At 67.1% G+C, this 17,266-nt stretch carries 14 protein-coding genes; 6 read left to right on the top strand and 8 right to left on the bottom strand.

All coding sequences use genetic code 11. The features are described 5' to 3' along the window. Positions 1-4: 4 nt before the first annotated feature. From AvAM_RS02100 to AvAM_RS02090, 3 genes are all read right to left on the bottom strand, one after another. Positions 5-526, bottom strand: a complete 522-nt coding sequence (locus AvAM_RS02100) for a hypothetical protein (RefSeq protein WP_137745511.1) — start codon at positions 524-526, stop codon at positions 5-7. A 21-nt stretch (positions 527-547) separates the two neighbouring features. Continuing rightward, a complete protein-coding gene (locus tag AvAM_RS02095) occupies positions 548-802 on the bottom strand; it encodes a GlsB/YeaQ/YmgE family stress response membrane protein (protein WP_137745510.1) in 255 nt (84 codons plus the stop codon). 102 nt (positions 803-904) lie between these two features. Then, entirely contained in the window at positions 905-1,594 is a 690-nt protein-coding gene (locus AvAM_RS02090) for an adenylate/guanylate cyclase domain-containing protein (protein ID WP_137745509.1), read from the bottom strand. A 175-nt stretch (positions 1,595-1,769) separates the two neighbouring features. On the opposite strand from AvAM_RS02090, the gene AvAM_RS02085 reads away from it, so the two are divergent. Then, positions 1,770-2,150 carry a hypothetical protein gene (locus AvAM_RS02085; protein ID WP_137745508.1) on the top strand — a complete coding sequence of 127 codons (381 nt, stop codon included), beginning with the start codon at positions 1,770-1,772 and terminating at the stop codon, positions 2,148-2,150. A gap of 40 nt (positions 2,151-2,190) precedes the next feature. Here AvAM_RS02085 and AvAM_RS02080 read toward each other — a convergent pair whose 3' ends face one another. Next, positions 2,191-2,781: a C40 family peptidase gene (locus AvAM_RS02080; RefSeq protein ID WP_137745507.1), complete on the bottom strand. Its 591-nt coding sequence runs from the start codon at positions 2,779-2,781 to the stop codon at positions 2,191-2,193. 247 nt (positions 2,782-3,028) lie between these two features. Here AvAM_RS02080 and AvAM_RS02075 point away from each other — a divergent pair, with 247 nt between their 5' ends. The 4 genes from AvAM_RS02075 (at position 3,029) to AvAM_RS02060 (ending at position 7,460) form a co-directional block, all read left to right on the top strand. Continuing rightward, on the top strand, positions 3,029-4,126 hold the full coding sequence (locus AvAM_RS02075; protein ID WP_137745640.1) for a PQQ-dependent sugar dehydrogenase: 1,098 nt from the start codon (positions 3,029-3,031) through the stop codon (positions 4,124-4,126). Between the two features lie 120 nt (positions 4,127-4,246). After that, positions 4,247-5,854: a thymidine phosphorylase family protein gene (locus AvAM_RS02070; RefSeq protein ID WP_375708131.1), complete on the top strand. Its 1,608-nt coding sequence runs from the start codon at positions 4,247-4,249 to the stop codon at positions 5,852-5,854. A gap of 2 nt (positions 5,855-5,856) precedes the next feature. Continuing rightward, on the top strand, positions 5,857-6,768 hold the full coding sequence (locus AvAM_RS02065) for a ribose-phosphate diphosphokinase (protein ID WP_137745506.1): 912 nt from the start codon (positions 5,857-5,859) through the stop codon (positions 6,766-6,768). 89 nt (positions 6,769-6,857) lie between these two features. Further along, positions 6,858-7,460 (top strand): isochorismatase family protein, encoded by a 603-nt coding sequence (locus tag AvAM_RS02060; RefSeq protein WP_137745505.1) that lies wholly within the window; start codon positions 6,858-6,860, stop codon positions 7,458-7,460. Positions 7,461-7,601: 141 nt separating this feature from the next. Here the strand turns inward: AvAM_RS02060 and AvAM_RS02055 are convergent, their stop codons facing one another. The 3 genes from AvAM_RS02055 to AvAM_RS02045 are packed head-to-tail and all read right to left on the bottom strand — an operon-like array spanning position 7,602 to position 10,915. Beyond that, positions 7,602-8,528, bottom strand: a complete 927-nt coding sequence (locus AvAM_RS02055; protein WP_137745504.1) for a Fe-Mn family superoxide dismutase — start codon at positions 8,526-8,528, stop codon at positions 7,602-7,604. Between the two features lie 33 nt (positions 8,529-8,561). Further along, positions 8,562-9,938 (bottom strand): chromate efflux transporter, encoded by a 1,377-nt coding sequence (chrA, locus tag AvAM_RS02050; protein WP_137745503.1) that lies wholly within the window; start codon positions 9,936-9,938, stop codon positions 8,562-8,564. Further along, the gene (locus AvAM_RS02045) at positions 9,935-10,915 is read right to left on the bottom strand and encodes a chromate resistance protein ChrB domain-containing protein (protein WP_137745502.1); all 981 of its coding nucleotides are present in this window, start codon (positions 10,913-10,915) and stop codon (positions 9,935-9,937) included. The genes chrA and AvAM_RS02045 overlap by 4 nt, the downstream gene beginning before the upstream one ends. Before the next feature lie 301 nt (positions 10,916-11,216). Here AvAM_RS02045 and AvAM_RS02040 point away from each other — a divergent pair, with 301 nt between their 5' ends. Further along, entirely contained in the window at positions 11,217-13,118 is a 1,902-nt protein-coding gene (locus tag AvAM_RS02040) for a propionate--CoA ligase (protein WP_137745501.1), read from the top strand. A 254-nt stretch (positions 13,119-13,372) separates the two neighbouring features. Here AvAM_RS02040 and AvAM_RS02035 read toward each other — a convergent pair whose 3' ends face one another. Further along, positions 13,373-17,209, bottom strand: coding sequence for an EAL domain-containing protein (locus AvAM_RS02035; protein ID WP_137745500.1), 3,837 nt, complete (start codon positions 17,207-17,209; stop codon positions 13,373-13,375). Between the last annotated feature and the right edge of the window lie 57 nt (positions 17,210-17,266).

The raw sequence follows: 17,266 nt of genomic DNA, 5'->3' as shown, positions 1-17,266 counted from the left end.
GGGCCTACTTGCGGGCGGTGGGGACGGGTGCTGAGGCAGGGGCGGGCAACAGCAACCCGGCCTCCTGCACCACCCGCACGCAGTCGCGCAGGTGCTGTTCGCCCAGGTAGCGCAGCGTGGCGTAGCCCAGGGTGGCTGCCACCGCCTGGCCCGCCAGGGGCACGTATTTGGCGACCTGCTTGGTAGTCAGGCGCAGACCCACCGTCTGGGTGGCGCGCAGCACCAGCTCGCGCGTGATCAGTTTGCCGATCAGCACCGAGCCGACCAGGCTTACGGCCTTCTGCACCTGTTCGCGCTTGCTGGGGTCCAGTTGATCGATCTGCCCGGCCGACAGGCCAAACTCGGCGCTGATCTGGGGAATGAGCCGGGACAGCAGGGCTGCATCCACGGCCCAGTCGAGGCCCGGCACGGGCACCATGCTGGCGGCGGCGGCCACCAGCGCCCGCCGGTGCAGCAGCTTGCGCGCACGGCGCACGGCGGCGGCCAGGTCCGGGTCACCGGCGGCCATCTGCAAGGAGCTGGGCATGGAGCGGTCCTGTGCGGCGGCTTAAGACGACTTGCCCTTGACCAGGCCGTACACCACCAGCAGCACCACGGCACCCAGCACCGAGGCAATCCAGCCGGCCGAGTCGCCCTGTGCATACCAGCCCATGGCCATGCCCACATAGCTGGCCAGGAAGGAGCCCGCCACGCCCAGCAGTGCGGTCATGATCCAGCCCAGTTTGTCGTCCCCGGGCTTCACGGCACGGGCAATCAAACCCACGACCAGACCGACCAGCAACGTTCCCAATATTGACAGCATGTTTTCCCCTTTGTGACCTTGAATGCGAATGAGATGAAAGCGACTGGGGGACTGTACCGAAGGGCCCGGCCGCCCCCTGTCGGACAACGCCCCCTGTGCGCGTCACCCGGCTGAAGTGGCGCCCGGGGGCGGGGAGTTCAAGGGCCGCTCGAACAGGCAATGCCCGAAGCGGTGGGCAAGCAGGTCCATGCCAGAAATTTGGTAGCTGCTGCTGTCGCAGATATAGCGGCCCGGTGGCAGGCCCGCGTGCGCGGCCTCGGTCAGCAGGATTTCGTTGGCTCCGGCAATATCCTCCCCGAGCTTGCAGGCGCAGTTCATCTCGGGGCCAAAAAGATCCTGCTGGGCAATCACCAGCGTGGGGCCGAAGCCAATGCCTGCGCTCACGTTCAGCACACGCTCGGGGGGGAGCACGGTGTTCATGGCCTGCAGGGCGCGCAGCGTGTCCAGCGCGGCCTCCAGGGCCTGCCCGGGGCTGTTGAACACGGCAAACAGGTTGTCGGCCTCCTGCTTGATGATTTCACCGCCATTGCCCCGGATGGCGGGGCGGGCCGCCTGCTCCATCTGGTGGATCATGGCCAGGAAATGGATGATGCCGTGGCTTTGTGTGATGCGCGAGAAGCCGCACATGTCCAGCACCAGGATGGCCACGTTGCGCACAAATGCCTCCTCGATGGCGGCATCGATGCCCGCCGCATTGGCGGGCGCCTGGTTGCGTTCGGCCAGCAGGCGCCGCAGGTAGTCCTTGTCGTGCGGGGCATGGGCCCCGGGGGGCGGCGCAGAAGGGTGGTGCATGGCGGCGGCCTGTGGGTGGTGTCTGACATGGTAGCGCGGCACCTGCTGGCGGGGCAGGGCCCGGCCGCAAAACTACAGTGAGGCTTTCCGTGCCACAGGGATTGTCTGCACCAACGGCGCCATGCGTCTTTTGCAGCCCTGCGGTGATCCAAGCACAGCAAGAAAGGAAACTTCCATGACCTATCCACGTTGGACCCGTTCCGGTGCTGCCCTCGCGGCGGCCTGCGCCCTGGGTGGCCTGTTGGCCCTGCCCACAGGGGCCCTGGCACAAGGGGACGAAGCCTCGCTGGCCCGGGGGGGCTTGCCCGACACCACACCACAGCAGCGCTACCAGTCGGCCATCCGCGAAGCAGGCGGCGGGCTCAAGATCAGCCTGGAGGAATGCCGGGCCATGGCGGCTGCAGAGCGCAAGGGCTGTGAATCCCAGGCCCGCGCGCGCTACCAGGCCGACATGGCGGCCGCCAAGGCGCTGTTGAAGGACCCGTCCGCCGGGCCGGTGAATGTGGTGGGCGGGCCGATCCGCAGCACCGAGACGGTGTACGAAATCAAGCGCTGATCCTCCCTGCCGCCAGAGGGCGAGGGCGTACGGGTCGTGCCTACTGCTGCTGCGCTGCCTGGGCGGTGCTGGTGGCCGCACCCTCGGCAGAGGTCACGCGGCGTGCGCCGTTGAAGCGGCGGGACCAGTAGGCCAGGCCCATGTCTTCCACCCGGATCTCCGAGCCGCTGCGGGGAGAGTGGATGAACTTGTTGTCCCCCACGTAGATGCCCACATGGCTGAAATTTCGGCGCATGGTGTTGAAAAACACCAGGTCGCCCGGCTGTAGTTCTTTTTTATCAATAACCTGGGTGGCGGCCGCCTGCTGGTCGGCACGGCGGGGCAGGAGCAAGCCCACGGTCTGTTCGTACATGGCGCGCACAAAACCGCTGCAATCAAACCCGGTTTCGGCACTGTTGCCACCGCGCTTGTAGGGTACGCCGAGGAAGCCCATGGCGTTGACCACCAGGTCGGATGCCCGGCCGGCCACCGTTTGGGCCTTGTCGGCCACCTGGTGGCTCACGTTTTCCAGCCGGGTAAGCAGGCCTTTGTCGGCAAGCAAACGGTCCATATCGTCAGAATTGGCCGTCTGGGGGGCTGCCTGCGCGGTGGTGGCGCAGACCAGGAGGAGGAGGCAAAACCATCTGGACATGGGGGCGAAGGGTAACACGGTATGGTTGCTTATTAAAAATAAGCTGTTTTGCAAGCCATTGATTTGATTCAACTAAATGGAGATGGCCGGGCGTTTGGGCCGTAGCGCGGTGCTCCGGCAGAGCTGTTTCGAAGCGCGGACCCGGTGTTGGTGCACCCTTGGCGCGCCCCCTGGGGTGGAGGTACTTTTTGCGATGAATTTCATGAAAAAATGGGCCTTTGCGCGTATCAGCAAAGCCAAAGCAGCTATGTTTTTGATAGCTTTTGGCTGCGTGGCCAGCAGCAGTGCCCAAAACACCGGGCCAGCCGTCTCGCTGGTGCCCGTGGCCACGGGGCTGGCAAGCCCCTGGGCGCTGGCCTTTTTGCCGGACGGGCAGTTTCTGGTCACCGAACGCCCGGGCCGCATGCGGGTGGTGAGCGCCACCGGCCAGGTGGGGCCCGCCCTGGCGGGGGTGCCCCCCGTGGCCGCTGGCGGGCAGGGCGGGCTGCTGGACGTGGTGACGGATGCCGACTTTGCGCGCAACCGCCGCATCTATTTCTGCTTTTCAGAGCCCGCAGCCAGCGGTGCAGGCAACAGCACCGCCGTGGCGCGGGCCACGCTGGCGGCCGATGCGCGCAGCCTGCAGGACGTGCGTGTGCTTTTCAGCCAGCGGCCCAAGGTCGAAAGTGCGCTGCATTTTGGCTGCCGCATCGCCCAGTCCCCGGACGGCAACCTGTTTGTGGCCTTGGGCGAGCGCTACCACCGCAAGGACGATGCACAAAAGCTGGACAACCACCACGGCAAGATCATTCGCATCACGCCCGATGGCGCCGTGCCACCCGGGAACCCTTTTACCGGTCAGACCGGCGCCTTGCCCGAGATCTGGAGCTACGGCCACCGCAACCCGCAGGGCGCCACGATCGGCCCCGATGGCAAGCTGTGGATGCACGAACACGGCCCCCAGGGCGGGGATGAGATCAACCTGCCCCAGCCCGGACGCAACTACGGCTGGCCCGTCATCACCTACGGCGAGAACTACGGCGGCGGCAAGATGGGGGAGGGCACGGCCCGCGCGGGCATGGAACAGCCGCTGCACCACTGGACGCCGTCCATCGCGCCGTCGGGCATGGCGTTTTTGACCAGCACCCGCTACGGCGCTGCCTGGCAGGGCAGCCTGTTTGTGGGTTCGCTCAAATTTGGCACCCTGCACCGGCTGGAGGTGGCGGGCGGCAAGGTGTTGCGCGAGGAAAAACTGCTCCAAGGCAATGGCGAGCGCATCCGCGATGTGCGCCAGGGGCCGGATGGCCTTCTCTATATGGTGACTGACAGCCCCCAAGGGCGCCTGCTGCGACTTCAGCCCGACTGAAGGTGAGTGCGGAGCGGCTTGACCCAGGTCATGCCACCCCCAGTTTCTGCCCGGCAAAGCTTCTGGCGCGGGGTGTTCACTAGGTGCTGGCAAGCGCTTTGGGATTAGGCTGGCGCCATCATGCATGCCGAGCCTTCTTCTCCCGCCCCTGGGTCTGCGCCCGTGTCTGCCTTGGCCGACACGCCAACCCGTTCCCAGCTGGCCCTGCGCCGCGTGGCCATAGACACCTGGCGCGAGAACGTGGCGTACCTCCACCGCGACTGTGCCGTGTACCGGGCCGAGGGTTTCCAGGCCCTGTCCAAGATCGAGGTGCGCGCCAACGGCCGCCGCATCCTGGCCACGGTCAACGTGGTGGACGACCCGGCCATCGTGGGGTGCCAGGAGCTGGGCCTGTCGGAAGACGCGTTTGCCCAGCTGGGCGTGGACAACGGCCACACCGTGTCGGTGGCGCAGGCCGAACCGCCCGAATCCATGGGCGCGCTGTTCCGCAAGATCGCCAGCGAGCGCCTGACGCGCGAAGACTTTGGCGCCATCGTGCGCGACATTGCCGACCACCGGTATTCCAAGATCGAACTCACCGCCTTTGTGGTGGCCTGCCATCGCAGCGAGCTGGACCGGGAGGAGGTTTTCTTTTTGACCGACGCCATGGTGGCCAGCGGCCGGCGCCTGGACTGGCACGAGCCGCTGGTGGTGGACAAGCACTGCATCGGCGGCATTCCCGGCAACCGCACCACCATGCTGGTCGTGCCCATCGTGGCGGCACACGGCATGCTGTGCCCCAAGACCTCGTCGCGCGCCATCACCTCGCCTGCGGGCACAGCCGACACCATGGAGGTGCTGGCCAAGGTGGAGCTGCCGCTGGAGCAATTGGCCGACATCGTGCGTGATTACCGGGGCTGCCTGGCCTGGGGTGGCACGGCCCACCTGTCGCCAGCGGATGATGTGCTGATCTCGGTGGAGCGGCCACTCTCCATCGACTCGGCCGGGCAGATGGTGGCGTCCATCCTGTCCAAAAAGGTGGCCGCCGGCGCCACGCACCTGGTGCTCGACATTCCCATCGGCCCCACGGCCAAGGTGCGCTCCATGCCCGACGCGCAACGCCTACGCCGCCTGTTTGAATATGTGGCGCGGCGCATGGGCCTGTCGCTGGACGTGGTCATCACCGATGGCCGCCAGCCCGTGGGCCAGGGCGTGGGCCCGGTGCTGGAGGCGCGTGATGTGATGCGCGTGCTGCAAAACGACCCGCGCGCGCCCGACGACCTGCGGCAAAAGGCGCTGCGCCTGGCCGGGCGCCTGATTGAATGCGACCCCGATGTGCGCGGCGGCGACGGCTACGCGATTGCGCGCGACATCCTCGATTCGGGCCGGGCGCTGGCGCGCATGAACGCCATCATCGCCGCCCAGGGCAGCACGGGGTTTGACCACAACCACCCGGCGCTGGGTGCGCTGACGCTCGACGTGGTGGCACCCGCCAGCGGCGTGGTGGCGGGCATCGACAACTACCAGATCGCACGCGTGGCCCGCCTGGCCGGTGCGCCCAAGGTGCCGGGCGCCGGGGTGGACCTGATGCACAAGCTGGGCGACACCGTGGCCGCTGGCGACCTGCTGTACCGCGTGCACGCCAGCTACCCGGCCGACCTGGAATTTGCGCGCCACGCTTGCGAGCGGGACAGCGGCTACCGCCTGGGGACGGCCGATGAAGTGCCGCGCGTGTTTGTGGAGTTCTGACCATGTCTGCGCCACAAGCCTCCTGCCTGCTGTACTTTGACGATGAAGAAGAACCTGCCTTGCGCCTGTCACAGGCTGCGGGTTTGACAGCCCAGGCCATCGAGCGCCACCGCTTCCCCGATGGCGAACTCAAGCTGCGCCTGCCAGTGGATGCCGCAGGCCAGTTGCCACGCCAAGCCGTGCTGCTGCGCAGCCTGCACCAGCCCAATGCAAAACTGGTGGAGCTGCTGCTGGCTGCCCGCACGGCCCGCAGCCTGGGCGTGCAGCACCTCACGCTGGTGGCGCCGTATCTGGCCTATATGCGGCAGGACATGGCCTTCCACCCCGGCGAGGCCGTAAGCCAGCAGGTGGTGGGTGGGTTTCTGGCCGGGCTGTTCGACGCCGTCATCACCGTGGACCCCCACCTGCACCGCATCGACCGGCTGGAGCAGGCCATCCCCGTGCCGCAGGCTGTGGTTCTCAGCGGCGCGGAGCCACTGGCCGACCTGATCGCCCAGCACCGCCCCCAGGCCTTGCTGGTGGGTCCCGACGGCGAATCTGCCCAGTGGATTGCCCAGGCCGCCGCCCGCCACGGCTTTGACCATGCCGTGTGCACCAAGGTGCGCCATGGTGACCGGCAGGTGGCCATTGAGCTGCCCCCCCTCAACGCCCAGGGCCGGGCCGTGGTGCTGCTGGACGACATGGCCAGCACCGGCCGCACGCTGGCGCTGGCCGCCCGGCTGCTGCTGCAGGCGGGCTCCGCCTCGGTGGATGTGGCCGTGACGCATGCGCTGTTTGCGGGCGATGCGCTGCAGGCGCTGCACGATGCCGGGGTGGGGGAGGTCTGGAGCACGGACTGCATTCCGCACCCGAGCAACGCGGTGGCCATGGCTGGGCCGCTGGCGGTGGCGCTGCGGTCGGTCCTGGCTGCATAACCTGCGCCGCCGGGCTGCGACAATGCGCCATTCCCCCGCGCCCCGTTCCGGCCAGCGCATTCCAGAACACGCACACGATCGAACACACCATGCTGCTTGACGCCACCGAATCCCAACTCGTCCTGGTCGATTACCAGGAGCGCCTGATGCCCGCCATCCACGAAGGCCCCGCCGTGCTGGCCAACGCCCGTCGCCTGGCCGAGATCGCCCGCATGCTGGACGTGCCCGTGTGGGGCACCGAGCAAAACCCCTCGCGCCTGGGCGCCAACGACGCCGCGCTGCGCGCCCTGTGCCAGAAGACCCTGGCCAAAATGCACTTCAGCGCTGCCGAAGAAGGCCTGGGCGAATGGCTGCGCCCGCCAGCCAAGCCCCAGGGCGGCAACGCACGCAGCCTGCCCAAGCACCTGCAAAAGCCCGCCCAGCAGGCCCCCGAGCGCGGCACCATCGTGATTGCCGGGTGCGAAGCCCATGTCTGCCTGCTGCAGACCGCGCTGGACCTGATCGACGACGAGTTTGAAGTGTGGGTGGTGACCGACGCCTGCGGCTCGCGCACCGAGCGCAACCGCGACGCCGCCTTCGACCGCCTGGCTGGCGCAGGCGCTGAGCTGGTGACCACCGAGATGGTGGCGTTTGAATGGCTGGGCAGCTGCGAGCACCCGGCGTTCAAGGATGTGCTTGGGCTGATCAAGTAAAAGATTTGGGTCTTTTTGGCCTCTTCCGCCTGCCCATCAAGCGCTTATAGCTATTGAAGTAATAGCAAATCAAACTGGAGGCGGTGAGGGAGCCGCGTCGCTGAAACCCCACCGGCGGCACGGTTCGTCGCCGCCTTCGATTTACCCCACCCGCAGCGCCTCTGTCTTTGCACACACGGCGTTGCCGGAGGCGGTCCAGCCGTCCATGCCGCCTTGCAGGAAGCGCGCGTTGAAACCCGCTGCGCGCAAGCGCAACGCGGTCGAGCGGCCGACTTCGTGACCATAGACGCAATACACGACCACGTCTTCGCTGGCAGATAGCTCCGAAGCCCATGTTTCGATGGTGGCGGGGTCGCGCCAGCGGGCGTTCGGGATGGTGGTGGTGGCCGCCTCGTACACACCGGCGCGGCGCACATCAATCAGTTGTGCTGCCGCTTGCGCGTCCTGGATCGACGCTTGCAGCCCTTCGCTTGCGGCGTGTACTGCATGCTGGTAACGCTCGTAGACGGCGGCCCAGTGGATGTTTGCCATGAACGCATCCACATAGGTCCCCGCTGCTGCGCCGTGGTCGAGGTGGTAGGCGTGCTCGTACATGTCCAGCGCGAGGATGGGCACACCTCCTGCCGCAACCTGGGTGTGATCGCTGGCCCATTGGTTAACGAGCGTGCCCTCGCGCGGCTGGAACACCAGCAGCACCCAGCCGGAACCACCGCCCAGCGCCTTGCCCATGGCGACAAACTCCTCGCGCCACCGCTCCACGCTGCCAAAGTTGGCCGCCAGCGCCAACTGCATGGCGGGTGCTGGAGCGGCGCCACCGCCACCCAGACTGCCAAAGTACAGCTCGTGCAGCAGCATCGAATTGCCTGCGATCAGTTCCTCGCGCTTGAGGCCATTGAGCGCAAAGCCCGGTGCCGAGGCAAAGGCCAGTTCGGCAAGCTGCCCCCGGATGGCGTTGAGCCGCGCCACCGCCCCGCCGTAGTTATTCTGGTGGTGGCTGCGCAGCAGCTTTTCAGACAGGCCGGGCAGCGTGGCCGGGTCAAAAGGCAGGGCTTGCGCGCGTGCTTGCATGATGAGGCTCCCGAGAGGTGAATGGCAAATGCTTCAGGCCAGCCAGGGTCGAAGGAAAGTCACCGCCAGCCCCACGGCCCCACACAGGGCCAGCAGCGGCATGACCCCCAGCTTGAAGCGGAACAGCGCCACCAAAGCACCCAAAGCGATCACGGCCGAGACGGCATCAAAAGCGCCGCCAAAGCCCTTGGGCCAGAGCAGGTGGTAGGCAAAAAACAGCGCCAGGTTCAGGATCACACCCACCACGGCGGCGGTGATGGCCGACAGCGGGGCGGTGAAACCAATCTTGCCGTGTGTGGCCTCCACCAGCGGGCCGCCTGCCAGGATGAAGATGAACGAGGGCAAAAAGGTCACAAAGGTCACGACCGTGGCAGCGGCTGCGGCGCCTGCAAAGAGGGCATCGGGCCCCCACACCTGCTGCAGCCAGCCACCCACAAAACCCACAAACGCCACCACCATGATCAGCGGGCCAGGGGTGGTCTCGCCCAGGGCCAGGCCGTCGATCATCTGCGGGCCGCTGAGCCACTGGTAGTGCTCCACCGCGCCCTGGTACACATAGGGCAGCACGGCATAGGCACCGCCAAAGGTCAGCATGGCCGCCTTGGTAAAGAACCAGCCCATCTGCGTGAGCGTGCCTTGCCAGCCCTGCGTGGCCACCAGCAGGCCCATGGCCGCCAGCCATAGCGCCAGCCCCGCCGCCAGCACCTTGGCCAGGTGGCTGCGCGAGAAGCGGGCATGGGCAGGCGTGGGGGTGTCGTCATCGATCAGCGCCGGGCCGTAGCCTTTGTTCCCATCGGCATGGCCGCCCCCCAGCGCAAACACGGCGGGCCACCGGCGGGCGCCAAAGTAGCCCATCAGCCCGGCGGCCAGCACGATGGCCGGGAAGGGGGTATCGAACGCGAAAATGGCCACAAACGATGCGGCGGCGATGCCCCACATCCAGCCGTTTTTGAGGGCGCGGGTGCCAATGCGGTGGGCGGCATGCAGCACCAGCGCCATCACCGCAGGCTTGATGCCATAGAAGATGCCCGCCACCACGGGCACATCGCCAAACCGCAGGTAGACCCATGACAGCGCTATCAGGATGAAGAGCGAGGGCAGCACAAACAACGCCCCGGCCACGATGCCGCCCCAGGTGCGGTGCATGAGCCAGCCGATGTAGGTGGCCAGCTGCTGCGCTTCGGGGCCGGGCAGCAGCATGCAGTAGTTGAGGGCGTGCAGAAAGCGCTTTTCACTGATCCAGCGGCGGCGCTCCACCAGCTCGGCATGCATGATCGCGATCTGGCCGGCTGGCCCGCCAAAGCTGATGAACCCGAGCTTGAGCCAGAACAGGAAGGCGTCGCCAAAGCTCGCTGGAGCGGGGCGCTCCAGCGCAGTGGGAGGGGCGGTTGGAGAGATCTGGTTGGTCATGGGGCGGCAATTGGCACAGTCGATGAGGCGCTGGGGGACGAGCTGGAGGAAGAGGGCGGCACGGCATACAAGGCGTCAAACACCTGTGCGGCGGCCTCGGCCAGGGCGTCGTCGCCCGCATGCACTTCGCGCAGGCCGGCCAGCACGGCTTCCAGCCCGGCGGCCTCGGGCACGGGCATGCCGCCCGCGTCCAGGTAGTGCACGGCGCGGGCCAGGCGCTGGAGGCGGGGATCGGCTTCGAACCCGAAGCTGGCGATCAGCACCTCAAATGTCACCAGCGCCCCCACGTGGGTGAAACGGGCGCCGTCAAAGTCAAAGCCCAGCACGTCGGCGGGCGCTGAGGCCGGATCGGCCAGCCACACAAAAGCAGCCCCCGGGTCGATGAAACGGCGAATCAGCCATGCGCAGGCCAGGCGGTCCACCCAGGGCCGGGCACGTGTGGCCCAGCGCTGGTTCCGGAACCGGGCCGCGTCCAGGCGCGGGATGCCATGGGCGGGCAGGGCGGTGGGCTCGCCGCGTGAGAAGCGGGCATCCAGCGCCTGGCGCAGGCTGGCCAGGTCTGCGTCGGCCTGTGCGGCGGCGGCGCCAGGGTAGTAGTCGATGCGATGCAGCGCCTGCAGCGCATCGGCAATGCTGCGCAGGCGGCGGCGGGCGTCGGTGTCGGTGAGCTGCGGCAGCTCGGCCTGCAGGGCGGTGGCTGTGTCGCGCCACTGGGTGAAGGCCTCGGTGCGGTCGAACAGCGCTTCGATCTCCTGGCGTTGTGTGTTGTCGTTGGCGCTCAGGGTCAGCAGCATGGCCGTACCGCCATGCTCCCGCACCTCCGCCGCAATGGGGGCCAGCAGGCCCGCATGTTCGTCAGGCAGCAGATAGGCGCCGTCACGCAGGGCGGCGCAGCCCAGTGCCTTGAGATTGCGCCACACGCGCAGCCGCACGGCGTTGGGCTGCGTGGGCAGCGTCATGATGAGGGTGGACCACATAACTGAAGTATATGCTTTGCTTTATGAAGCATTTATGTCTAATTTTGATATTGTTCTAGCCAAAGAATCCTTGCACGCGAGATGCTCCAAGGTCTACAAGGCGAAAGAGGGAAGGGCGTGGGGCGTCTGCAAACGCAGCAGAGGCACAAGGGTGGCATTGTCTGCAGCAGAGGCAAGACCTGATCACGCACGGTGCAGTCAGCGCCACCACGTCAGTTTGCCGCAAGCCCGTCATGAATAATTATGAATTCAAAACCTGCTGTCCTGGCAGGGCGAGAGAGATGCCGAGGAGACCCCCACAATGACCGCACACAGTACCTACGCCGACTTCTACCGCCAGTCCATCGACCACCGCGACGCTTTCTGGAGCGAGCAGGCGAAGCTGATCGACTGGAAGACGCCGCCCCAGCAGGTGTGCGACTACAGCAATCCACCGTTTGCCAAATGGTTTGTGGGCGGCACCACCAACCTGTGCCACAACGCGGTAGACCGGCACCTGGCCACGCGCGCCAGCCAGGCGGCGCTGGTGGCGATCTCTACCGAAACCGACACCGAACGCAGCTACAGCTTTGCCGAGCTGCATGCCGAGGTGCAGCGCATGGCGGCCGTGTTGCAGAGCCTGGGTGTGAAGAAGGGCGACCGTGTGCTCATCTACATGCCCATGATTGCCGAGGCCGCCTTTGCCATGCTGGCCTGCGTGCGCATTGGCGCGCTGCATTCGGTGGTGTTTGGCGGCTTTGCCTCGGGCTCGCTGGCCTCGCGCATTGAAGACGCCGAGCCTGTGGCCGTGGTCAGTGCTGATGCCGGGTCGCGCGGCGGCAAGGTGGTGCCTTACAAGCCGCTGCTGGACGAAGCCATTGCCCTGTCCAAACACAAGCCCGCCGCCGTGCTGATGGTGAACCGGGGCCTGGCCCCCATGCACCTGCAGGCTGGGCGCGACCACGAATGGGCACCCCTGCGCGAGCAGCACCTGAACACTGTGGTGCCCTGCGAATGGGTCGAGTCCACCCACCCCAGCTACACGCTGTACACCAGCGGCACCACCGGCAAGCCCAAGGGCGTGCAGCGCGACACGGGCGGCTACACCGTGGCGCTGGCCGCTAGCATGAAGCACATCTTCGACGCCAAGGCGGGCGATGTGTACTTTGCCACCAGCGACATCGGCTGGGTGGTGGGCCACAGCTACATCGTCTATGGCCCGCTGATCGCAGGCATGGCCACCATCATGTACGAAGGCCTGCCCACGCGGCCCGATGCGGGCGTGTGGTGGAGCATTGTCGAGAAGTACCAGGTCACCCACATGTTCTCGGCCCCCACGGCGGTGCGGGTGCTCAAGAAGCAGGACCCGGCCTACCTCGCCAAGTACAACGTCAAAAGCCTCAAGGCCCTGTGGCTGGCGGGCGAGCCGCTGGACGAGCCCACCGCCCAGTGGATCAGCGACGCCCTGCAAGTGCCCATCATCGACAACTACTGGCAGACGGAAACCGGCTGGCCCATTCTTACACTGGCCAACGGGGTGCAGCAGCAGACCACCCGCTTTGGTAGCCCGGGCAAAGCCATGTACGGCTACGGCGTGAAGCTGATTGACGAGGCCACGGGCGAAGAGCTGACCGGCGCCAACCAGAAAGGTGTGGTCGCCATCGAAGGCCCGCTGCCCCCCGGTTGCATGCAGACCGTGTGGCGCGACGATGCGCGGTTTGTGAACACCTACTGGAAGAGCATCCCCGGCCGCCTCATCTACAGCACCTTCGACTGGGGTATCCGCGACGCAGATGGCTACCACTTCATCCTGGGCCGCACCGACGACGTGATCAACGTGGCCGGCCACCGCCTGGGCACGCGCGAGATCGAAGAAAGCATTGCCTCGCACCCCAACATCGCCGAAGTGGCGGTGGTGGGCGTGGCCGACAGCCTGAAGGGGCAGGTGGCCATGGCGTTTGCCGTGGCGCGCGATGCCTCGGGCCTGACCGACGATGCCGCGCGCCTCAAGCTCGAAGGCGAGGTGATGAAGCAGGTAGACAGCCAGTTGGGCGCCGTGGCCCGCCCGTCTCGGGTGTACTTTGTGACTGTGCTGCCCAAGACCCGCAGCGGCAAGCTGCTGCGCCGCGCCCTGCAGGCCGTGGCCGAGCGGCGCGACCCGGGCGACCTGACGACGATGGAAGACCCGGCGGCGCTGCAGCAGGTGAAGGAGCTGGTGGGGTGAGATAGCCGGCGAGCCGGTTGCCAGGCTTGGCAGTCGTCAATAGCTATCAAAAACATAGCTGCTTGCGCGCTATCGGTGCGCGCAAGCAGCTATTTTTCCTTATTAACGACATGTCTCAGACAAACCCCGTTCGTCCTGAGCCTGTCGAAGGGCCGCCTTAGGAAGCGCCCTGGCTTCGACAGGCTCAGCCTGAACGGATGGAAGATGAGAAATCTGATGTGGGTAGCTAGTCAGGCTATTGCTTTTGGAAAGCCTCACACCGGCCGGCTCCGCTGCCACCCCGCAGGCGGCTGCCACCCCGGTGTCCAGCCGATGAAGTCCTCCAGCGGCATGGGCCGGGCGATGCAGTAGCCCTGGGCCTGGGTGCAGCCCAGTTGCAGCAGCATCTGGCCTTGTTCGACGGTTTCCACACCTTCGGCGATCACGCGGTAGCCGAAGGAACGGGCCAGGCCGATCACGCCCTGCACGATGGCAAGGTCGCCGGGATCGCCCATCATGCCGTGCACAAAACTCTGGTCGATCTTGAGCGTGTCCATGGGCAGGCGGCGCAGGTAGGTGAGGGACGAGTAGCCCGTGCCAAAGTCGTCCAGCGACACGGTCACGCCCATGGCGCGCAGCTCGGTCAGAGTGGCGGCCACGGCCGACAGGTCATACAGCGCGGCGCTTTCGGTGATCTCGATCTCGACCAGGTGCGTGGGCACCCTGGGGTGGCGCGCCAGGCATTGGGCCATCCAGGGGGCAAAGCCGGGCTGCTGCAGGTGCTGGGCGGCGATGTTGATGCTCAGCGGCATGGGCAGGCCCCGCTCCTGCAGCTGTTCCAGCACCGTGAGCGCGGCCTCGGCTACCCATTCGCCAAAACCGATCTCCAGCTCGGTGCCCTGCAGCAGCGGCAGGAACTCGCCCGGCGGCACCAGGCCGCGCTCGGGGTGCTGCCAGCGTGATAGCACTTCGGCGCCCACCACGGTGCCGCTGCGCATGTCCACTTTGGGCTGCAGGTACAGCGTGAACTGGGCGTCGGCCAGCGCGTCGCGCAGGTGGCGGCCCTGGGCACGGCGCAACTGCATGGCGCGCTCCTGGGCGGCGTCGAACTGGTGAAACCGGTTGCGCCCGGCCTGTTTGGCGGCGTACATGGCCTGGTCGGCGTGGCGCAGCAGGGTGTCGGCATCGGCGTCGTCTTGCGGGAACACGGTGTAGCCGATGCTGGCGGTGACGACCACACGCTCGGCGTCCAGGGTGTAGGGGGACGAGACGCTTTCCATCACGCGTTCGAGCAGGCGTTCGCAGTCGCGGACCGAGTCCAGCCCGGGCATGAGGATCACAAACTCGTCGCCCCCCAGGCGGGCCACGCAGTCCAGCCCGCGCAGCGCCCGCGTGAGGCGGCCCGCCACCACCACCAGCAGCCGGTCGCCCGCGCCATGGCCCAGGCGGTCATTCACGGGCTTGAACCCGTCCAGGTCTAGGTAGGCGACGCCGAGCTGGGATCCGTTCTCACGGGCCAGCTCCATGTTTTCCTGCAGCTTGCGCGCCAGCAACACGCGGTTGGGCAGGCCGGTGAGGGCGTCGAACAGGGCCAGCCGCTGCAGCATGACCTCCTGCTCGCGCTGGGGGGTGACATCGATGGCCACGCCCAGCATGCGCGCCGGGTTGCCGTGGCTGTCAAACCCGACGATCTTGCCCAGATTGCGTACCCAGCGGGTGGCTTCACCCGGCGGGTTGACGCGCCAGGTGGCGTCAAACGGGGTACCGGGGTGGGTGGTGTGGCGCGCCAGTTCGGTGTTGATGCGCTCGATGTCGTCGGCGGCGACGGCGTTGGCCCACTGCACCGACAGCGGGACGTGGCCAGAAGACTCCAGGCCCCGCATGGCGCGCCAGCGGCTGTCGCCCGTGACCTGGCCGGTCTGCAGGTTCCAGTCCCACCGCCCCAGCGATGCGGCCGAGAAGGTGAGCGAAAGCAGTTCTTCCCGCTCACGCACCTGTTCTTCCTCACGCTTGCGGTCGGTGATGTCGTGCACCGAGAACAGCCAGCAGGGCTCGCCATCAAATTCGGTGGCCCGCATAGACTGCAGCACGGTGCGGGGCGGGCCGCCGCGCACGGCCAGCGTCATTTCGTGGTCGCTGATCTGGCCGCTGGCGTCTGCCTGGCCGATGAGGCGCTGGCGCTCTTCGGCCGTGAAGATGCCCAGCTCGATCCCGGTGCGGCCAATGGCTTCGCTGCGCGGGATGCCCAGCATCTCGACCCAGGCGGGGTTGATGTCCACATACTGGCCGTTGCTGCGCCGGGACAGGCCCATGGGGTAGGGCATGAGGTGGAAGATGCGCGAGAAGCGCTCTTCGGACTGGCGCAGGCGCTGTTCGGCGCGCTTGGCCTCGTCGATGTCCTGCATCACACCGCGCACGCGCACCACCCGGCCGTTTTCGATCACGGGCTCGCCCCGGGCGCGCATCCACAGCAGGTGGCCATCGGCGTGATAGACCTCCATCTCCATGCTCCACTCGGTGCGCAAACGGATGCTCTGGCGGAATCTCTCGCGCAGTGCCTCGCGGTACTGCGGGGCTACATGGCGGTCGATGTAGTCGCTGGGTGGTGGCTGGCTGGGGTCCAGGCCATGGATGTCAAAACACACCTCCGACCAGTACACCAGGCCCTTGCCGCGCTCGTCCTCCCAGGCACCCAGGCGGGCCAGGCGGCCAGCCTGCTGCAGCTGGTTGTTCAGCGCCCGAAGTTCGTCGCTGGTGCGTTGTGCTTCGGTCATGTCGTGGAAAACGAAAACAAAGCAGTTTTCGCCATCTACAAGCACGGAGCGTGCCGACATCAGGCCGGGGATGCGCACCCCATTGCTCTGCGCTACCAGCGGCAGGCGGTCCACCTTGCCGTCGCGCTTGAAGGCGTCGATGAGTCGCTTGCGCTCCTGGTCGCTGGCCCAGATCTGCAGCTCGGTCGAGGTGCGCCCGATCACCTCCTCGCGCGGGCGGCCCAGCACTTCGCAGAAGGCCGGGTTGATGTCCACATAGCGGCCGTCCGAGATGCGCGAGATGCCCGCCGGGTCGGGCAGCGTCTGGTAGAAGGTTGTGTACTTGGCTTCGGAGGAGCGCAGCGCGTCTTCCACCTCGCGGTGGGCGGTAATGTCCACGTCCATGCCGATCATCGCCGTGGGCCGGCCCTGCGCATCGCGGCGCGACACCGTGCCCCGTGACATCAGCCAGCGCCAGCGGCCTGCGGTGTCCCGCACGCGGAACTCGGCCTCATAGCTTTCCTCCAGCCCGTCCATGGCCCGCGTCAAACGCACGGCATTGCGCTCGGCATCGGCCGGGTGGCGCCGGGCATACCAGCGCTTCCACAGGTCTGGTGCGTCGGCGTCGGCCTGGGTGATGCCATAGGCCTCGTAAAAGTGGCCGTCGCAGCGGAAGCGGCGCTCCAGCACATCCCACTCCCAATGTCCGCCGCCCAGCGAATCGAGCGCCAGGCGCAGTTGCTGCTCGCGCTCTGCCAGCGTGCGGTGGGCCTGCTCCAGCGCCACCACCGACTGCGCCTTGCCCACCAGCAGCTGCCGCCCCGTGCCCAGGATGAGCATGCCCGCGCCGTGGTACCAGGGCAGCTGCCGCAGCCAGTCGATGGGCGCACCGGGCACGGGCGCAGCGCCGGTGGCCACCAGGCACAGCGTGACCACAGGCGGCAGGGTGACGGCCATGCCCGTGATGGCCAGCCAGGGGTTGGTGCCGGGGCGCCTGTCCAGCCTGCGCCACAGTGCGCCCAGCGCAGCCGCTGCGACCAGCGTTGCCAGGCCAGCCAACCAGGCTGCGTCTTCGCTCAGGACCATGGCCAGCAACGCCAGGGCGGCCGTGATGGCCGCTGCCACCGGGCCGAAGTACAAGGCCATGAAGGCGGTGGCCGTGGGGTAGGCCACGACTCCCAGCTCGGGCGCGTTCAGGTTCAGCACGACCAGGACCAGGGCCGACACCACGCCGCCGGTCAGGCCTGTCAGCACCTGGGTGCGGCGCGAAGGGTGCAGGATCTCGGTCGGCCGCAGGTGCGCGAGCACCAGCACCAGCAGGAGCAGCAGTCCGCCAGCCAGCAGCGCGTTATGGGCCATGGTGGAAGGCCCGTGTGGAATAGGAAGAGAAAGAGTGGCAGCGGCTAGCGCCGGCCC

The sequence above is a fragment of the Acidovorax sp. NB1 genome (genome assembly GCF_005405905.1).
Classification (GTDB): Bacteria; Pseudomonadota; Gammaproteobacteria; order Burkholderiales; family Burkholderiaceae_C; genus Acidovorax.
The sequence above is the reverse complement of the archived record's forward strand: the minus strand, read 5'-3'. Positions and strand labels throughout refer to the sequence as shown.